Genomic DNA, 21,740 nt, shown 5'->3' with positions numbered 1-21,740 from the left:
CCCTAAAAACTGAATCCAACCGATACCTGGATGTTGAGGTTTTGATCATCATCGTCACGGAAGATGTACTCCCCTGAATCTTCTAATGCACGGCGGGAAATGTCTTGGTTCGAACGGGTAACATCACTGATACCATAATTCAGCCGCAGCCCCAGGAATAACCCACGGTTGAGGTAGTAAGCCACGCCACCGACCAAGCCTACATCGATTACATTAAAAAGGTTTTCGTCTTCCTCCTGCCCCTGATAATAAGCGCCCAGGTTTTTGGGGATTTCCACCGGGCGGTTATCAATTTCACGCAGTTCCACCTCACCGATATCCTCCCTGCGGAAGGGGCCGTCGAAGTAGTTAAAGTCCAATGCGGTCACGAAAGGCGCGATGGTGTTCCCCTGAGGCGAGGTACCACTAAACCGCAGCTCGCCGGCTGCCCGGGAAGCCACCAGAAAGCCCACGCTCATCCCTGCACTCAACTCAAACTTATTGAAACGCGCCACGCCTGTTATCGGGATATCGATGTAGGAGTTGGTAATCTCTAGCGTGGTTTCGCGATTGCCGGTAGCGAAGAAGGCATCACTTCCATCCGTAGGTGTGAATACCCAGTACGATTCTCCGGCATAATTGTACACTCCGCCTTTTTGAGAATAGAGCAGCTCCGCACGGAGGCTGAAGATATCCGTGAACCGGAGATTGCCCACTGCCCCTACATGAAAGCCATTGGAAAAGTCGAAGTTTTCCAGCTCGGCACCGTCTGCGTTCATTTCAGAAGGGCCATTGATGGTAGTAAAATTAAGGCCCGCCCGGAAGCCGCCGGAAAATTCCTGAGCCTGCAGACCGATATTGCCCAAGAGGGCCAGGATTACAATTAAGCTAGTGCGAAGCATATCTTTAAAAATTTGATGGGCAAGCGCGCCGCTTGTTCCAAAACCCAGAAGCAGCCCCTCCGGAGCCTCCGCCCCGAATCCTGCCCGCGCCTACCTTCTGCGGCTTACCCTGATTAATGAATTATCATAAGACCTGTTCCAACCTGATCCGGTTGGCTAGCGGCCCTGTTCTTTCGTCAATGGCTGTAATATAAGAGCCAGTTCAGGGCAAATATAAGCATCGGTTTAAGGTAGTTGCGGGTTTTAAAGCGGATATGCGTGCAACCTTGCGATTTTGCGCAGGTTTCTTACCTCAAAGCCAATGCCCTGCTCACCCCATACCTTCGGAATACAAGCTTTAGCCCGCCCATCCGGGATTAACGCTTATGTGTTGTAAGTGGCCACAACCGGGCAGTGGTCGGAGTGGACGGCATCTGTCATTTGATAGCAAGCTTCCAGCTTTGGAGCTAAAGATGCACTCACAGAGTGGTAATCCAGACGCCAACCTTTATTATTTGCCCGGGCGTTAGCGCGGTAGGTCCACCAGCTGTACTCCTCTTTTTCCGGGTGGAGGTAGCGGAAGGCGTCAACAAAACCGCTTTCAAACCACGTATCCATCCAGGCCCGCTCTTCCGGCAGGAACCCAGAGGTCTTCTTGTTGCGGACCGGATCGTGGATGTCGATTTCGTTGTGCGCAATATTGTAGTCGCCAACGATCACCAGATTAGGCCGCTCTTTGCGCAGCTCCTGAATCCATCGGAAAAAATCTTCCAGGAAATCCATCTTGAAAGCCTGCCGTACCTCACCGGTAGTACCGGAAGGAAAATAGCAGTTGAGCAGGGTGAGCTCGCCGAAGTCCGTACGGAGAATGCGACCTTCCGCATCATACTTATCTATACCGCAGCCTTCCGCCACGAAATCAGCAGGCTGCCTGGATAAGGTAGCCACGCCGCTGTACCCTTTCTTCTCTGCAGAATGCCAGTAGGCGTGCTCAAAGCCGACCGCTCTGAGGGCAGCCTCTTCTTTTTTTACCTGCTCGGGATGCGCTTTCGTTTCCTGCAGGCAGAGTACCTCCACCGGGTGTTCCGTAAACCACTCTGCCATCCCTTTACGCATAGCTGCTCTGACACCATTTACATTATAAGAAGCAATTGTTGTTGACATACTAGGTTGTGTTTACCGCAAATATAAAAATTGGCACTGTTTTTGGACGTTTACAGCTGCAATCAGTAGACTTTTAGCGCGCTCTAACAAGACTCCGGTATTTTTTTCGCTTTTTTTCTTGCTTTATGCAGAATAAAAACCCCAAGATAATTACAAAAAACACAACCCAAAAAATCGATAAGTAACTAAAAATCAGCACTCTGTATAAAAAAAGAAACCTCCTTAAATCACAGTAACCACACAGAATGTACTTACAATGCAACTAGTAATGTAGCACCTTTGTATTGTCAGCAGGGAGGAACAGATATAGAGGATGAATGAAAAAGAAGCTGATGAACCCTGTCACAAGCGACAGGAAATGATTAGAATTCCACGAATGTAATTATAATCTCATGAAGATTTTGGAGCATCAAAGGATGTTCCTATTTGGTATGTAGATAGCCTCTCAAAGCTCTTTTGGAAACCGACCCACATGTGGGTCGGTTTTTCTTTTTCTCCTAACTTGTACGTGCCCTTCCGTAGAAGGTTACGCCCTTCTTTAACAAATTTAATTTTTCCCTTATATTTTTTACTTCTGGATAATGGTCACTTCCGTACGCCGGTTTCTGGCGTGCATACCATCTGTGCAAGGTGCACCGTCTCCAAGCCCGTCACAATCACAGTTTTCAATCGGATTACTTTCTCCATAGCCAAAGGCTAGAATCCTATCAACAGCGATGCCCTGACGGACCAAAAAGTTACGTGCCGCTTCTGCCCGTTTCAGAGAAAGTCTTCTATTGTACTCCTCGCCTCCCCTGCAATCAGTGAAAGCCCTTAGCTCTACTTTCATCGTTGGGTTTTCTTTCATCAGCCTGGACAGGTGCTCCAGATCTGAGGCGGCTTCCTGCAGTATTTTGGCGGAAGCGAACTCAAACTGCAAGTTATCCAGTATAAACCGGCTACCGACTTCTACCGTTTCCCGGTTGCCCAGGCTTGGGGCGCCCTCTTCTTTCCCATGCGTTTTGACATTGCCCATGCCACTCCGGGGTGTTACCGGTTCGGGCTTTAGCTGGAGAGACGCGCCCAGAGAACGGTTGCCACGGCGGTTGATGGTTTGCACTTGCGTACTAGAACTTTCATACCCTACATGCCGTGCCTCAATGGTAAACCGATAACCATCAGGCAAACAGTATTTGAAGACGCCTCTGTCATCCGTACTGATGGTATTCCGGCGCTCTTCTTCCTCGTTAAAAATAAAGATGGTCGCCTTTGGAATAGGCTCCCCGGTTTCCATATCCGTCACGACGCCCTCCAGGGTAATGCAGTCGTCCCGCTTCAAGGCAACCTCTACTGGCTGATTGAACCGGTTTTCAGATGGCATGTAGTATTTTTCTGCCGGGAAAAAGCCCCGCTTTTCCACCTTGATCATATACTCTTTGGCCAAATCGAGCATAATGTAAGCCTTGCCCTCGCTATTGGTCTTTTCGTCCGGCTCCGCCAGGTCTTCACTTCGCTGTTCCACTTCGGCCTTCCCGTCCATCCCCATCTTAATGCTCGTGCGTGACAGACGGTAGTACTCTATCTTCCCGTTTTCATCTATAACCCGCTCGTAAATTTTGATCCCCGCTCCCGCCACCGACCGGTTGCTTTGCTCTGAAAACACCTGTATCGTGGTGGTTTTGTAATCCGGAAATACCACGCCCTGAATCCCATCGGGGGCTTCAAAACTATAGATGTCATCGCCGCCAAGCCCACCTTCCCGGTTGGAAGAAAAATACCCGCCTTTGCCTTCCTGGTCCAGAATCAGGCCTAAGTCATCCGCTTCGGTATTAAATGGTGGCCCCAGGTTGACCACCTCTGCCCATGAGCCTTCACCGCTGCCTTTGACCATGTACAAGTCTATACCCCCGTACCCTTTGTACCCATCAGAGGCAAAGAACAGCGTACCTGATTGATGCAAAAAGGGGAAGAATTCATTTCCGGGGGTATTGATCCGCCCCCCCAAATTCATAGGTGGAGACCAATTGCCGTCAATCTGGCGGGAGACGTAAAGGTCATACCCACCTTTGCCTCCGGACCGATTGGAAGAGAAGATCATAAAATTGCCATCTTCGGATAAGGTAGGGTGCATGCAGTTGTAGGCATCACTGTTGAAAGCCAGCGGTTTGATCTGCTCCCAGTCCAGTACACCGGACGTAGCTTCAAAGATTTTCATGCGGACTCTGCCATCGGCAGCCGAAGGGTCCACCCCATTCGGTAAGCTGTTGCGGGTGAAGTAAGCTTTGCCAAACGCTTTGTTAAAAGCGGCAGGCCCTTCGTGTGCAGCAGAGTTGAGGTTGATGGAGAAAGGTTTCGGGGAACGCAAGCTGTGGTTGGGCCCCATCGCTGCGTAGTAAAAGTCAAAAAAAGACTCCCCTGTGTTGGGGTCCCGGGGGCCGGCATGCCTGGATGACAAAAAGACGAGGGTGTCCCCAAAAAATGCCGGGGAAAAATCTGAAGCATCAGAGTTGATTGTCACCTCATTGTAGACGCTTACCTTCTGGTCGCGCTGCGCAACCGAGTACGAATTTGCTGATGCTGGATCTTGGGCTTGCAGGATAAATACAAAGCCAGTCAGCCAAAGGGTTAGATAGAATCTCATATAAGGCGTCTTAATTATGATCGAGCTAAGAGCACCGGGGCCAGCAGCTCACATGAGAATCCACAAGTTAGCCATTATCCACAACAAAGTAAACCTTTGTTTATTCGCGCCCCCTGCCTCGAAGCCCGCCTCCTTATCTTCCGCAGTGGCCCAACATTCTAATAAAACCGCTTGTTGCTACCATTACTGTTGAAGAAACGCGGATTGTCATAGGTCGCGCCCTTGCCACTTTTCCCTCCGAAGAAGTGGTGGATAAAGAGCTCCGCACTGCCATCGTTATAATCCTGAAGGTCAGAAAGCGTAAAGTCATAGGAAACCCCGACCATCCATTTATCCCCAATCCGGCTGGAAATCAGGCCGGAGACAGACTCTCCGATGCTATTATCTTTATTGCCCCCTGTACGGTAAGAAGCTCCCGCTGTAAACTGCTCAAAGAACGTAAAGGAAAGGTTGATGTCCGCGTCAAAGGGCGCCCCTTCCACGTACTTGAGCAAAAAGTTGGGCTGCATCACGATATCATTGTCCAGTAGCCGGACATTAAAGCCGGTCATCAGGTACCAGTGCCGGTCCTCTCTGGCAATAGTCCCCTCATCGTCCGACAAGTCAATACTGGATTTCAGGAAGCGCGGAATGGAAACGCCCACGTAGAAGTCGTTGCTGTTGTAATAAAAGCCACCGCCAAAGTTGGGCGTCACCCGGCTTTGGAAACCGGTAGGGATCGCATTGTCTATCTCGATAGGCTGATTGGCCCGGAGTTCACCCAGGCTAGCCTGTATCAGGCGAATGGATGCCGACGCACCAATGCTAAAGTAGCCATTCCCCAACCGGAACCGGTAGGCGTAGTCGCCTTCCAGCGTATAGCGGTCCATGATACCGATACTGCTCCGTACCAGGCTGCCGCCAATCCCCACCCGGGCATTCGGGGCAGAGTTAAAAGTGATCAGTTGCGCTTCGGGGGCGCCCTCGATACCAATCCACTGCTGCCGCGCCATAGCCGTTAGGCGGGTGCTGCCGGTGGATCCGGCGTAGGCAGGGTTGAACGCCAGTTTGTTGTGCATAAACTGGGTAAAATGGTCTTCCTGCTGTGCCTGAACACCGCAAGCCAATAGTAAAAATATAATTAGTAAGTAGTAGTTTTTCATAAGTACTGGTTTGGGACTCGCCCCGGCCTGGCCGGGGCGACTGATTCCTTGTCGTTATTATTTCTGAAGCAGGAGGTAGCCGGTTAAAGGTTTGCTGCCATCACCTAAGTCAAGAATATAGAAGTAGGTATCAACCGGCAGGTCCTCCCCGTTAAAAGTGCCGGTCCAGTTATTGGGGTACGGGCGCGGTGAGTTGTACACCTCGTCGCCCCAGCGGTTGAATACCGATAGCTGACTATTGGGGTATACGCCGGTATCGAGCAGGCATGGGATAATGAATGCCTCATTGACACCGTCACCGTTGGGAGTAAAAATATTAGGCGGCTCGCAATCTACCCCTTCGCCCACCGTGAGGCGCAGAATAGCGTCATCACAGGCACAACCCTCCCGGCATACCTGATAGACCAGCTCATCTGTTCCTGCAAAGTCAGGGTCCGGTGTATAGGAAATGCGGTTGTCCGCTGCGACTACAGCTCTTCCGTTGAAAGGCTCCATGATGATCTCAACTGTGCTGCCTTCCGGCACCACATCATTGCCCAGCACATCCACGATGGTTTCTACTGCAAACTCAATCGTCCGGTCATCATTCTCCGCTACCGGCGGCAGCTGAAAGTCAATGAGGAGGGTATCCCGGGAGTTTGCTCCGCAGAGCCCGCCGTCCAGGGTCCAGACAACCACATTCTCTCCTTCGGCGAGGTTGGCCACTTCTGTATCCGTATTATTCCGGTCTGAGAATACCAGCTGATTGTCCGGTGAGCTCCAGCGGCCAAAACTGCCATCTGCGGGTTCGCCGGCTGCCAGCATGGCTACGCCGTTTTCTTCACAAACGATCACATCAAAACCTGCAAAGGGGTTATTATCGGCCAGGGTGACGAAGACATCCGTACTGTCCATACCGCACTCACTGACTACCGTCCACGTAAAAGCATAAGTGTTGCCTGGTAGTAAGCCTGGCCCGGAAATGGGCGTACCCGGGTCTTCCGGGTTGTCAATTTCCACGTTGAAGTCTGCCTGCACCGCCGACTGCGACCAACTACCCTCTCCAGCCTGCGGGTTTGATGCATTGAGAATGATAGGGTCTCCAGGGCAAAGCAAGGTGTCCATACCTGCGTCTGCAGGCTCTGGAACGTTGACCTCTACCAGCAGGGTATCTGAGCTGAAGTTCTTACACCCTCCATTAGAAAGGATCCAAACCAGCTGCCGGACACCTGCCGCGTCAAAGCCCGAAACAGTCGTTGTCGGGCTATCGGGGTTTTCAATTTCCAGTGCATTGCCGTTGTTGTTCAGCTCAACCCAGTTGCCAATACTCTGTGCTACAGGTACGGCCGCGATGACAAGATCATCGCCTGCACAAGTCGTCGTATCCTGCCCGGCCACCGCTATTTCATCAGGAATGGTATCCAGTGCAACGATAAGAGAGGGTGAAGGATCGGAAATACAGTCGCCGGCTTGCACCTCTGCTTCCAGTGTAAGGCTGCCTCCGGTTCCCTGGAAATCCGTAAGCAGCAAGTTGGGCGTCAGCGTGGTGTCAATAGGTACGCCTGCATCATACCAGAGGTACTGAATACCGGTACCCGACTGCCCATTGGCAATAGAGACCGTAAGGGTTGCGCCGGGCTCATCAATACAAATTGGCCCATTGCTAATCAGTGTAGTCGGAGCGGGCAGGGTTTCATTAATGACCACCGTTATCGTGTCCGGGTCAGACGCGCAGCCTGCCCGATTGGCGACTACGATGTAATCTCCGGCGTGAATATCCGGGTTGGCGGAAGGGACCGACGGGTTCTGTATGCTGGACGAAAACGGTCCGGTCCAGTCATAGGTAGACCCCTGCGTACCGTTGGCAAACAATTGCAGCTGTGCGCCCTCGCAAACCGGGCTGTTGCTGGAGCCCTGTACGGTAGGTTTGGAGTTTACCTGCACATTTCGGGCCGGTGAAGGAATGGAAGGGCAACCATTCACAATCAAAAACACCTGATACCCGCCAGCGTCGTTACTGGTCAGGTTTGGAATCGTTATGCTCGGGTCGGGGCCAGTATTCACGGCTCCGGACGGCGTATCCCAAATGTAAGCCGCGTTACTGACTGCAGGCGTGTTGAGGGTAAGCTCTTCACCTTCACAGAAAATGTAGTCGGCATTGGAAGTCGCCGGAGAAGGCGGTCGGGCCGGTGCATTTTTCACCTGCAACGTCGTACTCGCCGGCAAAGAAGGGCACCCCTCCTCAGTGTAAACCAAGAGGGAATAGGTAAAGCCATTCTGTGCCCCGGTAACATTCTCGACAATCGCAACTTCGTCTGATGAGCTGTAACCCGGCCCGGTCCATTGAAAGTCGTAGGTGCCATCATTGACCGGGAAGACGGTAGCCTGAAGGGTCACGTCAGTTTCGTTGTACAGGCACTCAGCGGCACTATTACTTACTCCGATAATATCAATGGACTCTACTACTTCTACCTGCACTGAGGCCGTATCGCTACAGCCCTGCTGCGTAGTCACCGTGAGGGTATACGTGCCGGTCCTTTGTGGAGAGACCTGATTGATCACCGGGTTTTGGGCAACAGAGAAGTAGCCATTCGGGCCATTCCAGGTATAGCTGGCTCCGGTAAGATTGGGTGTAGCAAGCAGCGACAGGGCACCCCGCTCGCATAGCGGGTCTTCCGGCGCAATATTGGTGGTCGCCATGGCATTGGGCAAGTCATTTACCACCACATTAGCAGGCGGAGACATATCAGACACACAGGAGAACTGCACCCCCTGAACCCTCCAGGTGCCATTATGCGTCATATTGGCTTCATCGAGCACCAGGGTATTCGTTGTAGTGTTAATCTCGCCCAGGTTTGGCCCCGTCCAAATGTAAGAAGCAGCTCCCGAGGGCTCTGCCTGCAGCGTTATTTTATCCCCCTCGCAGAAAGGGTTGGTGATGACTGCAACCTGATAAGGCCCCGGCTTGGGAATGACGTTGACGATAGAGAGGGCCGGGTCAGAAGGGCAGCCGTTGCGGTAGATGGTCAGGTTGTAGACGCCTGCATCTTCTTCTTCCAGCGGGTCAATGGCCGCAGGGAACTGCGAAGTGGAGAAGAAACCATCGGGGCCTGTCCATTCGTAAGAAATGCCCGGGCCGGAAACGGAAGTACCTAATGACACCGAACTGCCTTCACACTCTGTGACAACAGCCGTATTGACTGAAGCGGTTGGGCGGGGAGTCAGCAGAACCGGCGCCGCAGAAGAGGGCTCGGACAAACAGCCATTAGCCTCAATCACCAGATAGAAGAACCGGGTTTCCGGCTGTTGAGGATTGTAAGGGGGCAAAGTAAGGGTGCCCTGATTGGTCGTGGTGATCAATGTGCCATTCGGTGCCTGCCCTTCGTACCAGTAATAGGTAGCGTTGTTCAATACAATTGAAGAGGTAAGCTGCACTTCCTCGTCCCCGCATTGCTGAGTATTGGCTTGCAAAGCCGGAGCCAGAGGCTGCCCGTTTACCGACACATTAATGACGCCCTCTGCTGTACAGCCTGAGAGCCCCTCAATGGTCACGACATAGGCGCCCGAATCATCCTCGTCTACATTCGGTAGTATTGGATTTTCCTGGGTGGAAATAATGTTCCCATTTGGACCGGTCCAGGTATAGGTGTACACCACTCCTCCTTCTGCTGCCGGTGGATTGGCAAAAAGGTACAGCGTATCTCCTCCGCAAATACCCGAACTGTAAGTGGGCATCGGCGCCTCGGCTTCAATACGGATTGGGCGGGTACAGGTGGAGGAGTTGCCTACTCCATCCACTACGGTGAGCGTTGCCATTACAGTAGTCCCCGCTTCGTTACAAGTGAACGTATTGGGCGAAAGGAACATGGTGTCAATCGAGCAATTGTCAAAACTCCCGGCATCAAACTGATCTACACTTACCGTATCAGGCTCGATACCTGAGGGGTTGATATCGACTACCGTAGCGTTGCAAAGCGCGGTTGGCAGTTCATTGTCCAGAATATCAATGATATAGCTACAGGTATCCAGGTTCCCGACATCATCCTGCGCGATGTAATAGACGGTAGTCTGCCCTACATTGAACTCGTGCGTTGGCGACAAAGCCGGAATGGTCATCTGAGTGTAGGGGATTTCCGTCGCGCCTTCGGCATAGTAGAAGGGCGTCACCGTCTGGTACACCAGGCTTAGAAAGGCGTAACTAAGGCTATCGGTCTCCCCGTCTGCATCCACCACCATTGAACCACAGGGGTTGATCCCATCACCGGGTCCGCCCGGAGGCACAGGAATAAAACTGGGCTGCAGGGTAAAGGTGACGCTGCCATCGCTGGCCCAGGCGTTAAAATCTTCTGCGGGGATACTTACCGCATATTGCCCGGGCATACTGCAGGTCGCTATTCCCTGAGGGGTTACATCTATGGTGTCTCCATTATCACCAATAATGTGGAAGAATGCGCCCGAAGAACTAAAGTCGCCCCGCAGATCAAGGAGCAGGTTGACGTTATTAAAAGCATTAGCGGCAACACCATTAAAGGTGTAGGTTTTCGAACTGGCAATATAGTCGTTTAGGTTAGGGTCGAAAGTGTAGGTCAGCCAGGCACTCGCCGTATCTCCCGGCATGGTTTGGCTGTAGGGTGCCTCCAGCCCGCAGTTGTCGGTAATGTTATCGGGCAGGGGCAGGGTAACTGCTGCAGAGCAGCTGCCTTGCTCCAGTGGCTCAGCAATATCAGTGGGGCAGGTTAACTGCGGAGGCTCCTGATCTTCGACAACCACCTGTTGCAAACAGCTGTCTATATTCCCGGCACAGTCTGATATGTAGTAGGTGATTGTGTTGTCACCAATTGGCAGAGTCACTACCGCCGGAGCAATCGGATCGACCAAAACCCTGGGGTTATTGTTGGTCCGGTATTCATAGCGCAGGCCAGTAAAGTCAGCAACCGGGAAGATCAGGTTGGCTTGTACGGTACCAGCAGGATTGCACAGCGCATTGATGGCAAAACTGCCCGGCTGTGTGGTGGGGATGTTAGGCTCAAGAAAGATCTCGATCACTCCGTCTACTGCCCAAAGGTCCAAAAGAGGCTTAGGTACACTGAGCAGCGTATCAGAATTGCCGCATTGCACCATAGACCGCCCTGTGCGGCCAATGGGTGTTCCGTCCTCCCCGATTACGTTGAAGTACTCGGTGGTGCCTTCTGCATCCACATTTTCAAGCTCCAGGCTGAGCTGCCCGCCAGCCTGTGCATTGATCGGCAGCGGCAAGCCGACCGGGAATGACAGAGTGATGGTATTCACCGGTGTGCTCGATACCTGCCCCGGTGACGCATTGGAGGTAATCGTGGCATTATCTACAAGGTTGACGACAGAAGATGACCCCGCACATTCTTCCTGTATGAAGGGGACATCCAGCGTAAAGTTAGCAGAGCACTGCCCAAAATTTGTACTGATCACCTGATCTTCCGGGCACTCCACAAAGGAAGGTGCCGTATTGTCAATAACGATGAAGGTCGCCTGCGCGATGCTCATGTTCCCGCAGTCATCATCAACCACAAAATCGACCGTTTGCATCAGCAGGGTATCGCTCCCTGAGGGGCAAACGATATTGGGCACAAGGCTCACCGGCTGATTCGTGCCTGGTAGAAAGGCGTTCCAATTCAGGCTGTCTACAGGTGTACAGGCATCGCCGGCCTGAGCACCGCCGTAGCCTTCGATCCAGTTGCTGTACAGGGTCTCTATATCCGTTCCGGCGGCACAGGTGATGGTCAAGTCTGAAGGGGGCGACAAAAAGACCGGTGCTATCGTGTCAATGACAGTGACCTGCTGAACCTGAATGGTGTCATTACCGCATTGATCGGTCACGCGCCAGGCACGTTCTATTACATAGTCGTTTTCACAACTACCGGTAATGATAGTCTCCGATAGTAATTCGGTAGTCAGTTCATTCAGGCCGGAGCAATTGTCTGCAAGCATCGTGGGCTCGCCCGTAATCGAGAAGTCGTCCTCGTCACCGCAGTTGACGGTAAGGTCTGCAGGGACCAGGAAGGAAGGAGCGATGCTGTCTTTAACGATGATCAGCTGATTGGTGGAAGCGGATATGCCACAAACATCAGACACGACCCACTGCCGTTCGATGAAGTAACTGTTCTCGCAGTTACCGGGCGCGGTCTCATCAGAAAAGGTCACCGTTATCGGCCCGCCACAGGCATCTACCGTATCCGTTACAGTACCGGTAATGCTGAGGTCCAGCGGGTCCGCTTCGCAGGAGATAGTAATATCGGGCGGGCGGGTAAAAGAGGGGGCAGAAACATCCCGTACCCGGATAATCTGCACGGCAGAAGTAAAATTGCCGCAGGAATCTGTAGCAAACCAGCTGCGGCGGATATCCAAATCATGCTCCGGGCAAAACTGAGGCCCGGGCACAGTATCTTGCTGAAAGCCTACCGTGATGTTGTCCCGGCAATTATCCGTCACGGTCACCATAGATGGCGGATTGTTCATCAGGTACTCCTGTATGGTATCACAACTGACCTCTATGGTATCCGGCACGTTTTGCAATACCGGCGCTATCGTATCAATAGTAATGAAAGAGGCTTCGTAAGTGCGGATGTTGCCACAAAAGTCCTCAATCGTAAAAGTAACTTCAAGTGTATCACAGGGGCCTGGTACATAAGAAGATGGTGGCATATTGGTATTCACAGAAAGAATCCCGGTACAATCTTCCAGGTTACTGTTAACGGCAAACAACCGGCTTTGCCTCCAGGAATCAAAGGTCGGCTCGCCTAATTCGCAGGTAATAACGGTGTCCAGATTGATGGTGAAGTTGGAAATCGGAGGTTCTGTATCCTCTATGATGATGATCCGTTGGACCGCCTCTGCCTCTGTCATATCGGCGAACGTACCCCGCCAAATGCGGTAAAGGGTATCCGGGCCACCACACACAGAAATGGCATTCAAAAGAGGAGTGCCCGGCAGAATGGTACCGTTGCTTGCCGTACTGTCCACCGGAAGAATGAAGATAGAATCATTCATATCCATAGGGTTGAACAACAGCAGGCTGTCCGCCATAGGGATATCGCAGATCCCATCCACTATGGTATCATTAGGCGGGTCCAGGAGTAACGGCCATTCTTCTATACCCCGGAAGGAATATGACGTGTGATCAGGGGGGGTAAGACCATCCGCAGCTTCAGCCTGAAGCGGGGCCGCAGCGTACAGGAGCAGCATCCCCCAGACCAGTAAAGCGTGTAGTCGTCTCGTCATGATTGTGTTAATTTATGGGATTATTCCATTGAGGGGCCTCTACAGGGAGGCCTCGCCAAAGTAGGTTTGGGTAATTAAAAATTCCTGCTTGAATGACCGGCCCTCTGTGCTGCAGGAGCGGCACGGGATCGGCTTAGAATTGCCTAAGAAGTGCATGTTCAATCGGTTTTGGTTAATGCTCAAGCGGTTGTCATCGGTAGACTAAAACATATGGAGACTACTCTAAAAGTAGTCACAAAATATATAAAAGCTGGCAATCCAACTTATTATTAACGCTCCTAATTACCTAATAAGCATTTGCTTATCAGGTATTTTGGTGGAGTGGGCAAGCTTATGCCCACCAACAAGTCCTAACCAAAGCCACCCGGACGGGCAGATTCGCCGCCGGGGTGTTATTTTTTGATCAGGGGTTGTATGGGTGTTGGGTGCTATCTATCAATTCTGATAGCAGGTGAGTTCACATGCGTTTGCTTTCGATGATCATCAAAGGACCGGAAGTTATTCCTCCTCTTCCTTCGACTTTCGGTCTTTCAGTTTTTTATCTTCTACGTTCTTATTCAAAAATTGATTCACTTTTTCCACATCAAGGTTTGAAGTTATTTCCCCAAATTCATTGATCCGGATATCAAAACCCTCCAAATCCTTATGTACGCCGGGTTGGTCTTCTTTTTCTTCTTCCTGCTTTTTGTGCTTTCCCATCGGCTTGTCTGTTTTTAGGATTGTACAATTTTGTCGAAAGCATCAAATCCAACTTTCAACCGCGCCACGGCTTCTTCCTGCCCCAGCAGTTCCATCATTTCGAAAATAGCCGGGCCTTTCATGGTGCCGGCTTGTGCCAGGCGCAACATCGGCAGTACATCTCCGAATTTAAGGCCGTGCTTTTCCATAAAGCGCTCTGCGGTGGCTTTGATGGCATCCGTAGAGAAGTCGCCCAATGCTTCCATATCCCTAACGAGCTCCGCGAAGTGTTCGCTGCGTTCCAATGTCCAGCGTTTTTGTATCATTTTCTCTTCGTACCCCCGGGGGCGTTCAAAGAAGTAGTAGCCATTTTCCCAGAAGTCAGGCAGGGTCACCGCCCGTTCTTTCATCAAGGCAACGAAGCCTTTCAGAAATGCATCGGAGGCTTTATGCCCGTTGGCTTCCAGTTGCGGGCGCACCAGGTTGGCCAGCCGGGCATCCTCCGCATTGATTATATACTGCTGATTGAACCACTTGGCTTTGTCAATATTGAAACGGCTGCCCGACTTGTTGATCCGTTCGGGCGAAAAGGCCCCGACCAGTTCCTCCAGGGAGAACATCTCCTGCTCGTCACCGGGGTTCCAGCCCAGCAGGGCCAGAAAGTTGAGGACGGCCTCGGGCAGAAAGCCGTACTCCCGGAAACCAATAAAGCTGTCTTCTTCGGATTGCCCTTTCCAGGAAAGCGGGAATACCGGGAAGCCCAGGCGGTCACCATCCCGCTTGCTGAGTTTGCCGTACAATGCGCTTTTCAAAAAGGCTTTAAAAGCCGCTTTATCAGCCGGGTCTTTTTCTTTTACTTTCAGATTGGCAGGGATATTTTTCTTATCCTGAAGGATTTGCATAGCGAATGCTTCCGCTTTATAGCCTGCATGTTCCGGGTGCTTACGGGCAAACTCGGCAGCCATACGATTGGCCATTTCCGGTGTTGTCGTTTTGTCCAAATAGCTTTCCGGTGCAGGCTTCAGTATAAGTGGGAGGTGGGCAAAAGCCGGCATTTCCTGCTCCCAACCGAGGCTGCGGTAGAGCAAAACGTGATGGGCAGTACTCGACAACCACTCTTCCCCTCTGACCACGTGGGTGATCTCCATCAGGCGGTCATCCACCACGTTGGCCATATGGTAAGTCGGCATGCCATCCCCTTTAAGCAGCACTTTGTCATCCAGCTCAGAGCTGTCGAAAGCCACTTCTCCACGCACCAGGTCTTCAAACAGGACGGTCTCACCATCGGGTACCTTCAAGCGCACCACATGAGGCACTCCGTTTTCCAGCGCAGCTTCCACTTCCTCTTCACTCATACTGATGCTGTTGCGCATACGTGTACGGACCATGGCATCGTATTTGAAAGTAGGGTCTTTCTCCCGGGCGTTTTCCAGCTCTTCCGCGGTGTCGAAAGCATAATAAGCGTGGCCGGAGTCGATAAGCTGCCGGGTGTACTTGAGGTAAATCGCCTTGCGTTCGGACTGCCGGTAGGGGCCATAATCGCCACCTATACCGGGGCCTTCATCCGGAGTAATCCCCAGCCACTGCAGCGCCTCAACAATGTACTGCTCAGCACCCTCTACATAGCGCGTCTGATCGGTATCCTCAATGCGCAGGATGAATGTGCCGCCGTTTTTCCTGGCCAGCAGGTAGTTGTAAAGTGCCGTACGGACACCGCCAATGTGTAGCGCACCGGTAGGACTGGGAGCAAATCGAAGCCTCATATTTTCCATTGAATTAGGATACTTTTTTGTCATTTTTTCATTAGGCGAGGCCGGGTAGCATTCCATAGAAAAAAAAATTGAAAAAACTGGTACTTTTAGGCAGCAAAAAACGCTTATCAGACGTTGTACTCCCTGAATGCCCAGTCTATACCAGTTATTGATCTACTTTCTTCAACACTAAGCCGATACCTCAGGAGGACAAAGGTAAGCAATTTCGTAAAGCCTGCCAGCGTAAACCCGTTTAACGGGAATAAACCTCCTTATCGAAAACCGAATACGGCGGCACCTCAAAGTACCGTCCATTCTACTATACCATGAACATTTAATCTAAAGGAGTTATGTATCTCGTTAAAACACCTCAAATTATCCAAAACCTCTTCCCAAACTTTACGTGGAAGATCCCAACAGCCGAAAAAGTCATTTACCTGACTTTTGATGACGGCCCTGTGCCTGCCGTTACGCCCTGGGTGCTGGAACAACTTGAAAAGTACGACGCCAAAGCGACGTTTTTCTGTGTAGGGGACAACATCCGCAAGCACCCTGATACCTTCAGGCAGGTCCTGAATGCAGGGCACGCTGTGGGCAATCATACTTTTAACCACCTCAATGGCTGGACCACAGAAAACATTCCTTACTTCCACAACATCCGCCACTGCGCCAACCGCATGAACTCGGTGCTGTTCCGCCCGCCCTACGGCCGGCTAAAGCCTAAGCAGGCACAGTTCCTGCAGCGCCACTACCGCATCGTAATGTGGGATGTCCTCAGTGGTGACTTTGACCCGAAAATTTCAAGTGAGCAGTGCCTGGCTAACGTAGTCAACAATGCGGATACTGGCTCTATCGTGGTGTTCCACGACAGTGTCAAAGCGGAAGAAAAACTGCGCGAAGTGCTCCCGCAGGTGCTCGAACACTTTACAGCTCAGGGGTACCACTTTGGCAAACTCAACGAGCAAGAGCTCATCACACAACGGGCAAAAGTGAGTGCTTAATCAACCGCTACACGGCCCGTCAATTCGTACGGGTAGCCAATCGATTGATAAACGCTGCAATGCTTTCGAGCAAAAGCCACCCCTGCCCAGGCGGGGGTGGCTTTTTGCAATACCGGCAATTGCGGGCGTTCTGCTGATCCAATCTCCCGTTTTAAGATTATAGCGCCCTAGTAGCCTGTCGGAAATGGGCTGCTAAAACTCTACCGGTTCTGACTCAGAGATCACAAGCGGAAAAGCGCTGCGGACCTTCTTTTGCTCCTGCGGGCTGAGCTGTTTGTACGCATGCCCATACTTGCTTTGCGCGACTTCCTCCCAAATGTCATGATAGCCTTTCAACAATTGATTATACACGGCCAGATAAGCCTCGTAACTCGTACCCCTGTCGTGCTGCAGGGTAATCACCGCACTGCGGGGCGAGGAAGGCAAGTTTGGCAGCTGGTCCGGGTTTTGAATAAACCTCCGGACCTGTTCCGCTAGCCGGTCTACGGGCAATAGCTCCTGCTCTACCAGCAATTGATTGCCGGCGTTGATTTTCACGCTGAGCACATTGCGGTCGGGCAAGGGCTGAACAGGTGCCGGCAGATAGGCTGGCAACCGCACTTGCAGCCCACCTTCCTGAATGATGGTAGTAGTGACCAGAAAAAAAATCAACAGTAAAAAGGCAATATCTGCCATAGCCCCAGCTTCCACCTGATGGCGGGTACGACGTTTTGATTTCGGAAACATAAAACATTGGTTTTGATGATTCTTCCTGGTAGTTTCCGGAGCAGGCCACCCTTTACATCTGGTTTTCACCCGCTTCTACTTTAAGATGCATATAAAGCGTATTTTGGCGGTTCACCAAGCCGGTCCGTCTGATGCAGCACCTTCCCGCCCGTTGGAAAGCACTCTGGAACCCCAACCGATATCACGGCTGGGGCAAGTCCCGCAACTATTTTGAAGGCTGGTACTTCAAAATAGTCAGTCCCTGCGAACGATATGCGTTTGCCCTCATCCCCGGCATCTCCATGGATGAGCAAGGGCAACAGCATGCTTTCATTCAGCGGCTCGATGGCAAAGCCTGTACTGCGGCTTATCATGAATTTGCCAGCGCAGCATTTCAGCCCCGGCCCGACCGCTTTGAAGTACAGCTGGGCACCAACCTTTTTTCGGAACACCGGCTGAAGCTCGCTTTACCTGAGCTGGAAGGGGAACTTTCTTTTCATGGAAACACGCCCTGGCCGTCCAAGCCAGGTGCGCCAGGCATTATGGGGTGGTACACTTTTGTACCTTTTATGGAATGTTATCATGGGGTGGTAAGCCTCCACCATGAACTGAGGGGGCACCTGAACGTTTACGGCAAGCCCGTTGATTTCACCGGGGGGCTAGGCTATATCGAAAAGGACTGGGGCAAGTCGTTCCCTTCGAGTTGGATCTGGATGCAGGCCAACCACCTGCAAGACACGAAGCAGGCGTGCCTGATGGCTTCTGTCGCCAAAATCCCATGGCTGGGCAGTCACTTTACGGGCTTCCTCGCCGGGCTGCAACTGGATGGCAAGCTTTGGGCCTTCACGACCTATAATAATGCCCGCCTGCAAACTTCCCTGGATGAACCTGCGAATACGGTGCACCTGAGATTGAAGCGGAAAGGGGCCGTTCTGGAGATCGACGCACAACAGCGCGGAGGCACTGGCACACTTGCCGCACCGGTCTCAGGGGCCATGGCCGGCAAAGTAAACGAAAGCCTGCAGTCCGTTATCCACATCCGGCTCAAAGAAGGCAGAACTACAGTGTACGAAGGCGAAGCCCGGCACGCGGGCCTGGAGGTGGCCGGCCCGGTACAAGAAGAACTGGTTTAGAGCTTAGCGTCCAACAAGGCTTTAAACACTAGCCCGTCTACGCTGTTTGGACTGCAAAACCAAGCGATCATGCAGATCCGATTATTCTTCATGCTGCCCGGGCTCCTTTTTCTGATCCACAGCTGCGGGCAGGCACAAAACACCAAAGAAGTGATGACAACGGCCAAAAATGTACTGGGCACCCCTCTGCAATCCTGCTGTACAGACCCCATGACCGGTTTTTACCGGGACGGCGTTTGCAATACCGGCCCGGAGGACTTTGGCACCCATGTGGTTTGCGCGGAAATGACCGCCGAGTTCCTGGCGTTCACCAAGTCGAAGGGCAATGACCTCAGTACCCCACGCCCTGAATACCGGTTTCCCGGGCTACAGCCCGGCGATGGCTGGTGCCTGTGCGCCCTGCGCTGGAAAGAAGCCTTTGAGGCAGGCGTCGCACCTCCCGTCCGCTTACCCTCCACGCACGAAAAGGCACTAAAGTATGTCAGCCTGGAAGCACTAAAAGCAAATACGGTAAATCAGTAAGGCCTATCTGAAAGTCCACCCAGACAAAGCGCAGGGTACCTCGGGTTTCACGAGCAGAATTAGTACATTTGTTCCTGAACTGCCTACTGTACCAGACAAACTGTTAATGCCCATGCGCCAATTACTCGAGACAGACCAAAAAGCCCTGGAGATCAACCTGGACCCTTCCATTTACGGGACTTTTGCAGAAATCGGAGCCGGCCAGGAAGTTGCCCGCTACTTTTTCCAGGTAGGAGCAGCGGCAGGCACGATTGCAAAGACCATGTCGGCCTACGACAAAACCTACTCTGATAAAATCTACGGAGAGGAAATGTCCGGGCGTTACGTTTGTGAAGCGCGGTTGTACAAAATGCTCAACCACGAGTATGACCTGATGCGCTCCCGGCTGAGCAATGAGCGGCCGGATACCCGGTTCTTTGTTTTTGCAGATACAGTAGCGGCCATCAATTACCAGCGTACCATCAAAGGGAATGGCTGGCTTGGCATCCGTTTCCAGCTGACACCGGGCGGTGGCACCAACGACCTGGTCTTGCATGTGCGCATGCTCGACAACGACAACCAACTGCAGCAACAAGCCATTGGCATCCTTGGAGTGAACCTGATCTACGCCTGCTATCGGTACAATGAAGACCCCGAGGCAATGCTGCAATCTTTAATGGATGGGCTGCACGGCCGGGCAAAGGTCGATATGGTACGCCTCACAGGGCCTGACTTTGAAGACCTCGACAACCGCCTTCTCAGTCTTTGGATGGTCAAAAACCAGCTGACCGATGTTGCGATGTTTGGGCCTGACCGGCAAAATGTCCATGCTTCCGAATTTCTGTACAAAAGGCATGTAATGGTGGTCCGGGGCAGCTTCCGGCCCGCCACGCTGGTGAATATGGACATGATCAACGCTTCACTTTCTCAATTCAGAAATGAGGCGGAGACGGACTCTAGGCGGACTTTCCTGCTCACAGAGATCACCTTGGACAACCTGTGCAGTACGGGAGAGCTGGACGAGCAAGACTTCCTGGACCGTGCGGAACTGCTCAACACTATGGGGCAGACGGTCGTCGTCTCAGATTGCCAGCAACACCAGAAGATGGCGGCTTACCTCTCTGACTTTAAAGTACAAAAGCTCGGTTTTGTGTTGGGCGTCAGAGAGCTCATGGAGCTGATCAACGACAAATATTACCAGAACCTTGATGGACGGCTGCTCGCTGCATTTGGGCAGCTGTTTACCCGCAATGTGAAGTTTTACGTTTATCCGGCTTTGCAGGAAGGCAGTGGTGAGATCATCAACGCCCATAATGTGCCTATCCCGGAAGGCGTAAAGTTTTTATACAAGCATTTGCTCGACAACCGGCAAATTGTTGATGTGGAAGGGTTCAACCACGATGTCCTCCATATCTTCTCCAAAGAAGTCCTGCACATGCTACGTACCGGTCAGGACGAATGGGAAAGCATGGTGCCTGCCCAAGTGGCCAACCTGATCAGAGAGCGCTACCTCTTTGGCTACCCGGTAGAGCAGAAAATATTTGACTATTAGAGCGTGTTGGGACTTTAGTAATCGGTCTGCAAACTGCACTTTTTTGCTTATACTTTGCCCCGAAAATCCTTCCCGCAAACTGCGGGACAGGCTATTCAACTCAGGCTAAACTCCGGTTTCCGGGTCTCGTCTAACCAAAAAATTGCTAGTTTTCGACTAGAAGACCAAAATCCCAACACGCTCTTAGTGCTGTAGCCCCAAGCAGGGCAATGACAAGAACGTATTTTGCCCGGACCCGCAGCGCGGGGGAAAGTTATTCCGCTGACTTCAGACAAACCAATAAGTATGAAATACCTGATGACCTTCCTGCTCCCCTTCTTCGTTGCCTGTCAGCCGGGCTCCGATACGACCGGGGCGTCAGAACAGACCGATGATACCAAAACCACCGGGAATGCACGGGAAGCAACGACAGTACAGGACACCTCTGACCTCGAAAAAGCCTACGCTATGGGCTTGGACACCCAATACCTCATGGGGAAATTTGATCCGGCACAGCACCCTGACTTTATGCAGGTGCCTGCACAGTATGCCGACCGGGAGGGCTTGCTGCTCCGGAAAGATACCTACGAAGCCTTTCTGGCGATGTACAAAGCAGCCAAAGCCGATGGGGTACAATTGATCATTCGCTCTGCCACCCGCAATTTCAATTATCAAAAAGGCATTTGGGAACGTAAGTGGACGGGGCAACGGAAGCTGTCTTCCGGTGAAAATGCAGCGGAAGCCTTCCCCGATCCTGAAGCCCGGGCCCTTGAAATACTCAAGTACAGCTCGATGCCGGGCACTTCGAGGCACCACTGGGGCACAGATATTGACCTGAATGCCTTCAATAATAGTTACTTTGAACAGGGTCAAGGCAAGAAAATTTACGACTGGCTCAGTGCGCACGCTGCTGATTTCGGGTTTTGCCAGCCTTACTCGCCCAAGGGCCCCGAGCGTCCAAATGGCTACAATGAAGAAAAATGGCATTGGTCCTACCTACCTGTTGCTCAACCCCTTACAACCCTGGCACAAACCGAACTCAAGGACAGTATGATCAGTGGGTTTGAAGGTGCTGAAATCGCAGTAGGGATCAAAGTTGTTGACAATTATGTTTTAGGCATCAGCGACTTATGCATAACAAAATGACCCCAAGGCACATTTTCCATGTCACAAAAAATCATTTTTTACACCACGCTTCATTTCCTTTTTCGCTTACTTGCGATAGAATTAACATTACAACAGAAATACGGGGTTTAAACAGCGATTAAACTCAAACAAAAACACACACAAAAACTTTTCTTCTTTTTAACTACTTGAAACAAGGGTTTCTGAATTGCTGAATTCGATCAACTCCTTGCTTCCTCCACATGAAACGGATATGCACAGTAATTTCGTTTTACCATTGATCTGAAATACTCGGT

The 21,740-nt window shown here is 51.8% G+C and carries 13 protein-coding genes; 5 read left to right on the top strand and 8 right to left on the bottom strand.

Features of this window, described 5'->3' with window-relative positions:
- Positions 1–2 precede the first annotated feature (2 nt).
- The 7 genes from RIC19_RS21990 to gltX all read right to left on the bottom strand — a co-directional run bounded on the left by RIC19_RS21990 (position 3) and on the right by gltX (position 15,469).
- Positions 3–881: a porin family protein gene (locus RIC19_RS21990; protein WP_350180529.1), complete on the bottom strand. Its 879-nt coding sequence runs from the start codon at positions 879–881 to the stop codon at positions 3–5.
- A 363-nt stretch (positions 882–1,244) separates the two neighbouring features.
- A complete protein-coding gene (locus tag RIC19_RS21985) occupies positions 1,245–2,024 on the bottom strand; it encodes an exodeoxyribonuclease III (RefSeq protein WP_350180528.1) in 780 nt (259 codons plus the stop codon).
- A gap of 568 nt (positions 2,025–2,592) precedes the next feature.
- A complete protein-coding gene (locus RIC19_RS21980) occupies positions 2,593–4,644 on the bottom strand; it encodes an OmpA family protein (protein ID WP_350180527.1) in 2,052 nt (683 codons plus the stop codon).
- Positions 4,645–4,802: 158 nt separating this feature from the next.
- Complete coding sequence (locus RIC19_RS21975) at positions 4,803–5,786, bottom strand: PorP/SprF family type IX secretion system membrane protein (RefSeq protein ID WP_350180526.1); 984 nt, start codon at positions 5,784–5,786, stop codon at positions 4,803–4,805.
- 57 nt (positions 5,787–5,843) lie between these two features.
- On the bottom strand, positions 5,844–13,019 hold the full coding sequence (locus tag RIC19_RS21970; RefSeq protein ID WP_350180525.1) for a T9SS type B sorting domain-containing protein: 7,176 nt from the start codon (positions 13,017–13,019) through the stop codon (positions 5,844–5,846).
- Between the two features lie 498 nt (positions 13,020–13,517).
- Positions 13,518–13,718 carry a hypothetical protein gene (locus RIC19_RS21965; protein ID WP_350180524.1) on the bottom strand — a complete coding sequence of 67 codons (201 nt, stop codon included), beginning with the start codon at positions 13,716–13,718 and terminating at the stop codon, positions 13,518–13,520.
- A gap of 14 nt (positions 13,719–13,732) precedes the next feature.
- A complete protein-coding gene (gene gltX / locus RIC19_RS21960) occupies positions 13,733–15,469 on the bottom strand; it encodes a glutamate--tRNA ligase (protein ID WP_350180523.1) in 1,737 nt (578 codons plus the stop codon).
- 329 nt (positions 15,470–15,798) lie between these two features.
- Between gltX and RIC19_RS21955 the strand changes: the two genes are divergently transcribed.
- Positions 15,799–16,449, top strand: a complete 651-nt coding sequence (locus tag RIC19_RS21955) for a polysaccharide deacetylase family protein (RefSeq protein WP_350180522.1) — start codon at positions 15,799–15,801, stop codon at positions 16,447–16,449.
- A gap of 192 nt (positions 16,450–16,641) precedes the next feature.
- Here the strand turns inward: RIC19_RS21955 and RIC19_RS21950 are convergent, their stop codons facing one another.
- Positions 16,642–17,175, bottom strand: a complete 534-nt coding sequence (locus RIC19_RS21950) for an ExbD/TolR family protein (protein ID WP_350180521.1) — start codon at positions 17,173–17,175, stop codon at positions 16,642–16,644.
- 131 nt (positions 17,176–17,306) lie between these two features.
- On the opposite strand from RIC19_RS21950, the gene RIC19_RS21945 reads away from it, so the two are divergent.
- From RIC19_RS21945 to RIC19_RS21930, 4 genes are all read left to right on the top strand, one after another.
- Entirely contained in the window at positions 17,307–18,287 is a 981-nt protein-coding gene (locus tag RIC19_RS21945; protein ID WP_350180520.1) for a tocopherol cyclase family protein, read from the top strand.
- A gap of 153 nt (positions 18,288–18,440) precedes the next feature.
- Positions 18,441–18,809 (top strand): DUF2237 family protein, encoded by a 369-nt coding sequence (locus RIC19_RS21940; RefSeq protein WP_350180607.1) that lies wholly within the window; start codon positions 18,441–18,443, stop codon positions 18,807–18,809.
- A 112-nt stretch (positions 18,810–18,921) separates the two neighbouring features.
- On the top strand, positions 18,922–20,340 hold the full coding sequence (locus RIC19_RS21935) for a TonB-dependent receptor (protein ID WP_350180519.1): 1,419 nt from the start codon (positions 18,922–18,924) through the stop codon (positions 20,338–20,340).
- Between the two features lie 285 nt (positions 20,341–20,625).
- A complete protein-coding gene (locus RIC19_RS21930) occupies positions 20,626–21,465 on the top strand; it encodes a M15 family metallopeptidase (protein ID WP_350180518.1) in 840 nt (279 codons plus the stop codon).
- Positions 21,466–21,740 lie beyond the last annotated feature (275 nt).

The sequence above is a fragment of the Phaeodactylibacter sp. genome (genome assembly GCF_040219495.1).
Classification (GTDB): domain Bacteria; phylum Bacteroidota; class Bacteroidia; order Chitinophagales; family Saprospiraceae; genus Phaeodactylibacter.
Note: the sequence above shows the minus strand (reverse complement) of the source record. Positions and strands in the feature narration are given on the sequence as shown.

Coding starts and splice junctions, on each gene's coding strand:
- RIC19_RS21990 (WP_350180529.1), bottom strand. CDS start 881: ATGCTTCGCACTAGCTTAATTGTAATCCTGGCCCTCTTGGGCAATATC.
- RIC19_RS21985 (WP_350180528.1), bottom strand. CDS start 2,024: ATGTCAACAACAATTGCTTCTTATAATGTAAATGGTGTCAGAGCAGCT.
- RIC19_RS21980 (WP_350180527.1), bottom strand. CDS start 4,644: ATGAGATTCTATCTAACCCTTTGGCTGACTGGCTTTGTATTTATCCTG.
- RIC19_RS21975 (WP_350180526.1), bottom strand. CDS start 5,786: ATGAAAAACTACTACTTACTAATTATATTTTTACTATTGGCTTGCGGT.
- RIC19_RS21970 (WP_350180525.1), bottom strand. CDS start 13,019: ATGACGAGACGACTACACGCTTTACTGGTCTGGGGGATGCTGCTCCTG.
- RIC19_RS21965 (WP_350180524.1), bottom strand. CDS start 13,718: ATGGGAAAGCACAAAAAGCAGGAAGAAGAAAAAGAAGACCAACCCGGC.
- gltX (WP_350180523.1), bottom strand. CDS start 15,469: ATGGAAAATATGAGGCTTCGATTTGCTCCCAGTCCTACCGGTGCGCTA.
- RIC19_RS21955 (WP_350180522.1), top strand. CDS start 15,799: ATGTATCTCGTTAAAACACCTCAAATTATCCAAAACCTCTTCCCAAAC.
- RIC19_RS21950 (WP_350180521.1), bottom strand. CDS start 17,175: ATGTTTCCGAAATCAAAACGTCGTACCCGCCATCAGGTGGAAGCTGGG.
- RIC19_RS21945 (WP_350180520.1), top strand. CDS start 17,307: ATGCAGCACCTTCCCGCCCGTTGGAAAGCACTCTGGAACCCCAACCGA.
- RIC19_RS21940 (WP_350180607.1), top strand. CDS start 18,441: ATGACAACGGCCAAAAATGTACTGGGCACCCCTCTGCAATCCTGCTGT.
- RIC19_RS21935 (WP_350180519.1), top strand. CDS start 18,922: ATGCGCCAATTACTCGAGACAGACCAAAAAGCCCTGGAGATCAACCTG.
- RIC19_RS21930 (WP_350180518.1), top strand. CDS start 20,626: ATGAAATACCTGATGACCTTCCTGCTCCCCTTCTTCGTTGCCTGTCAG.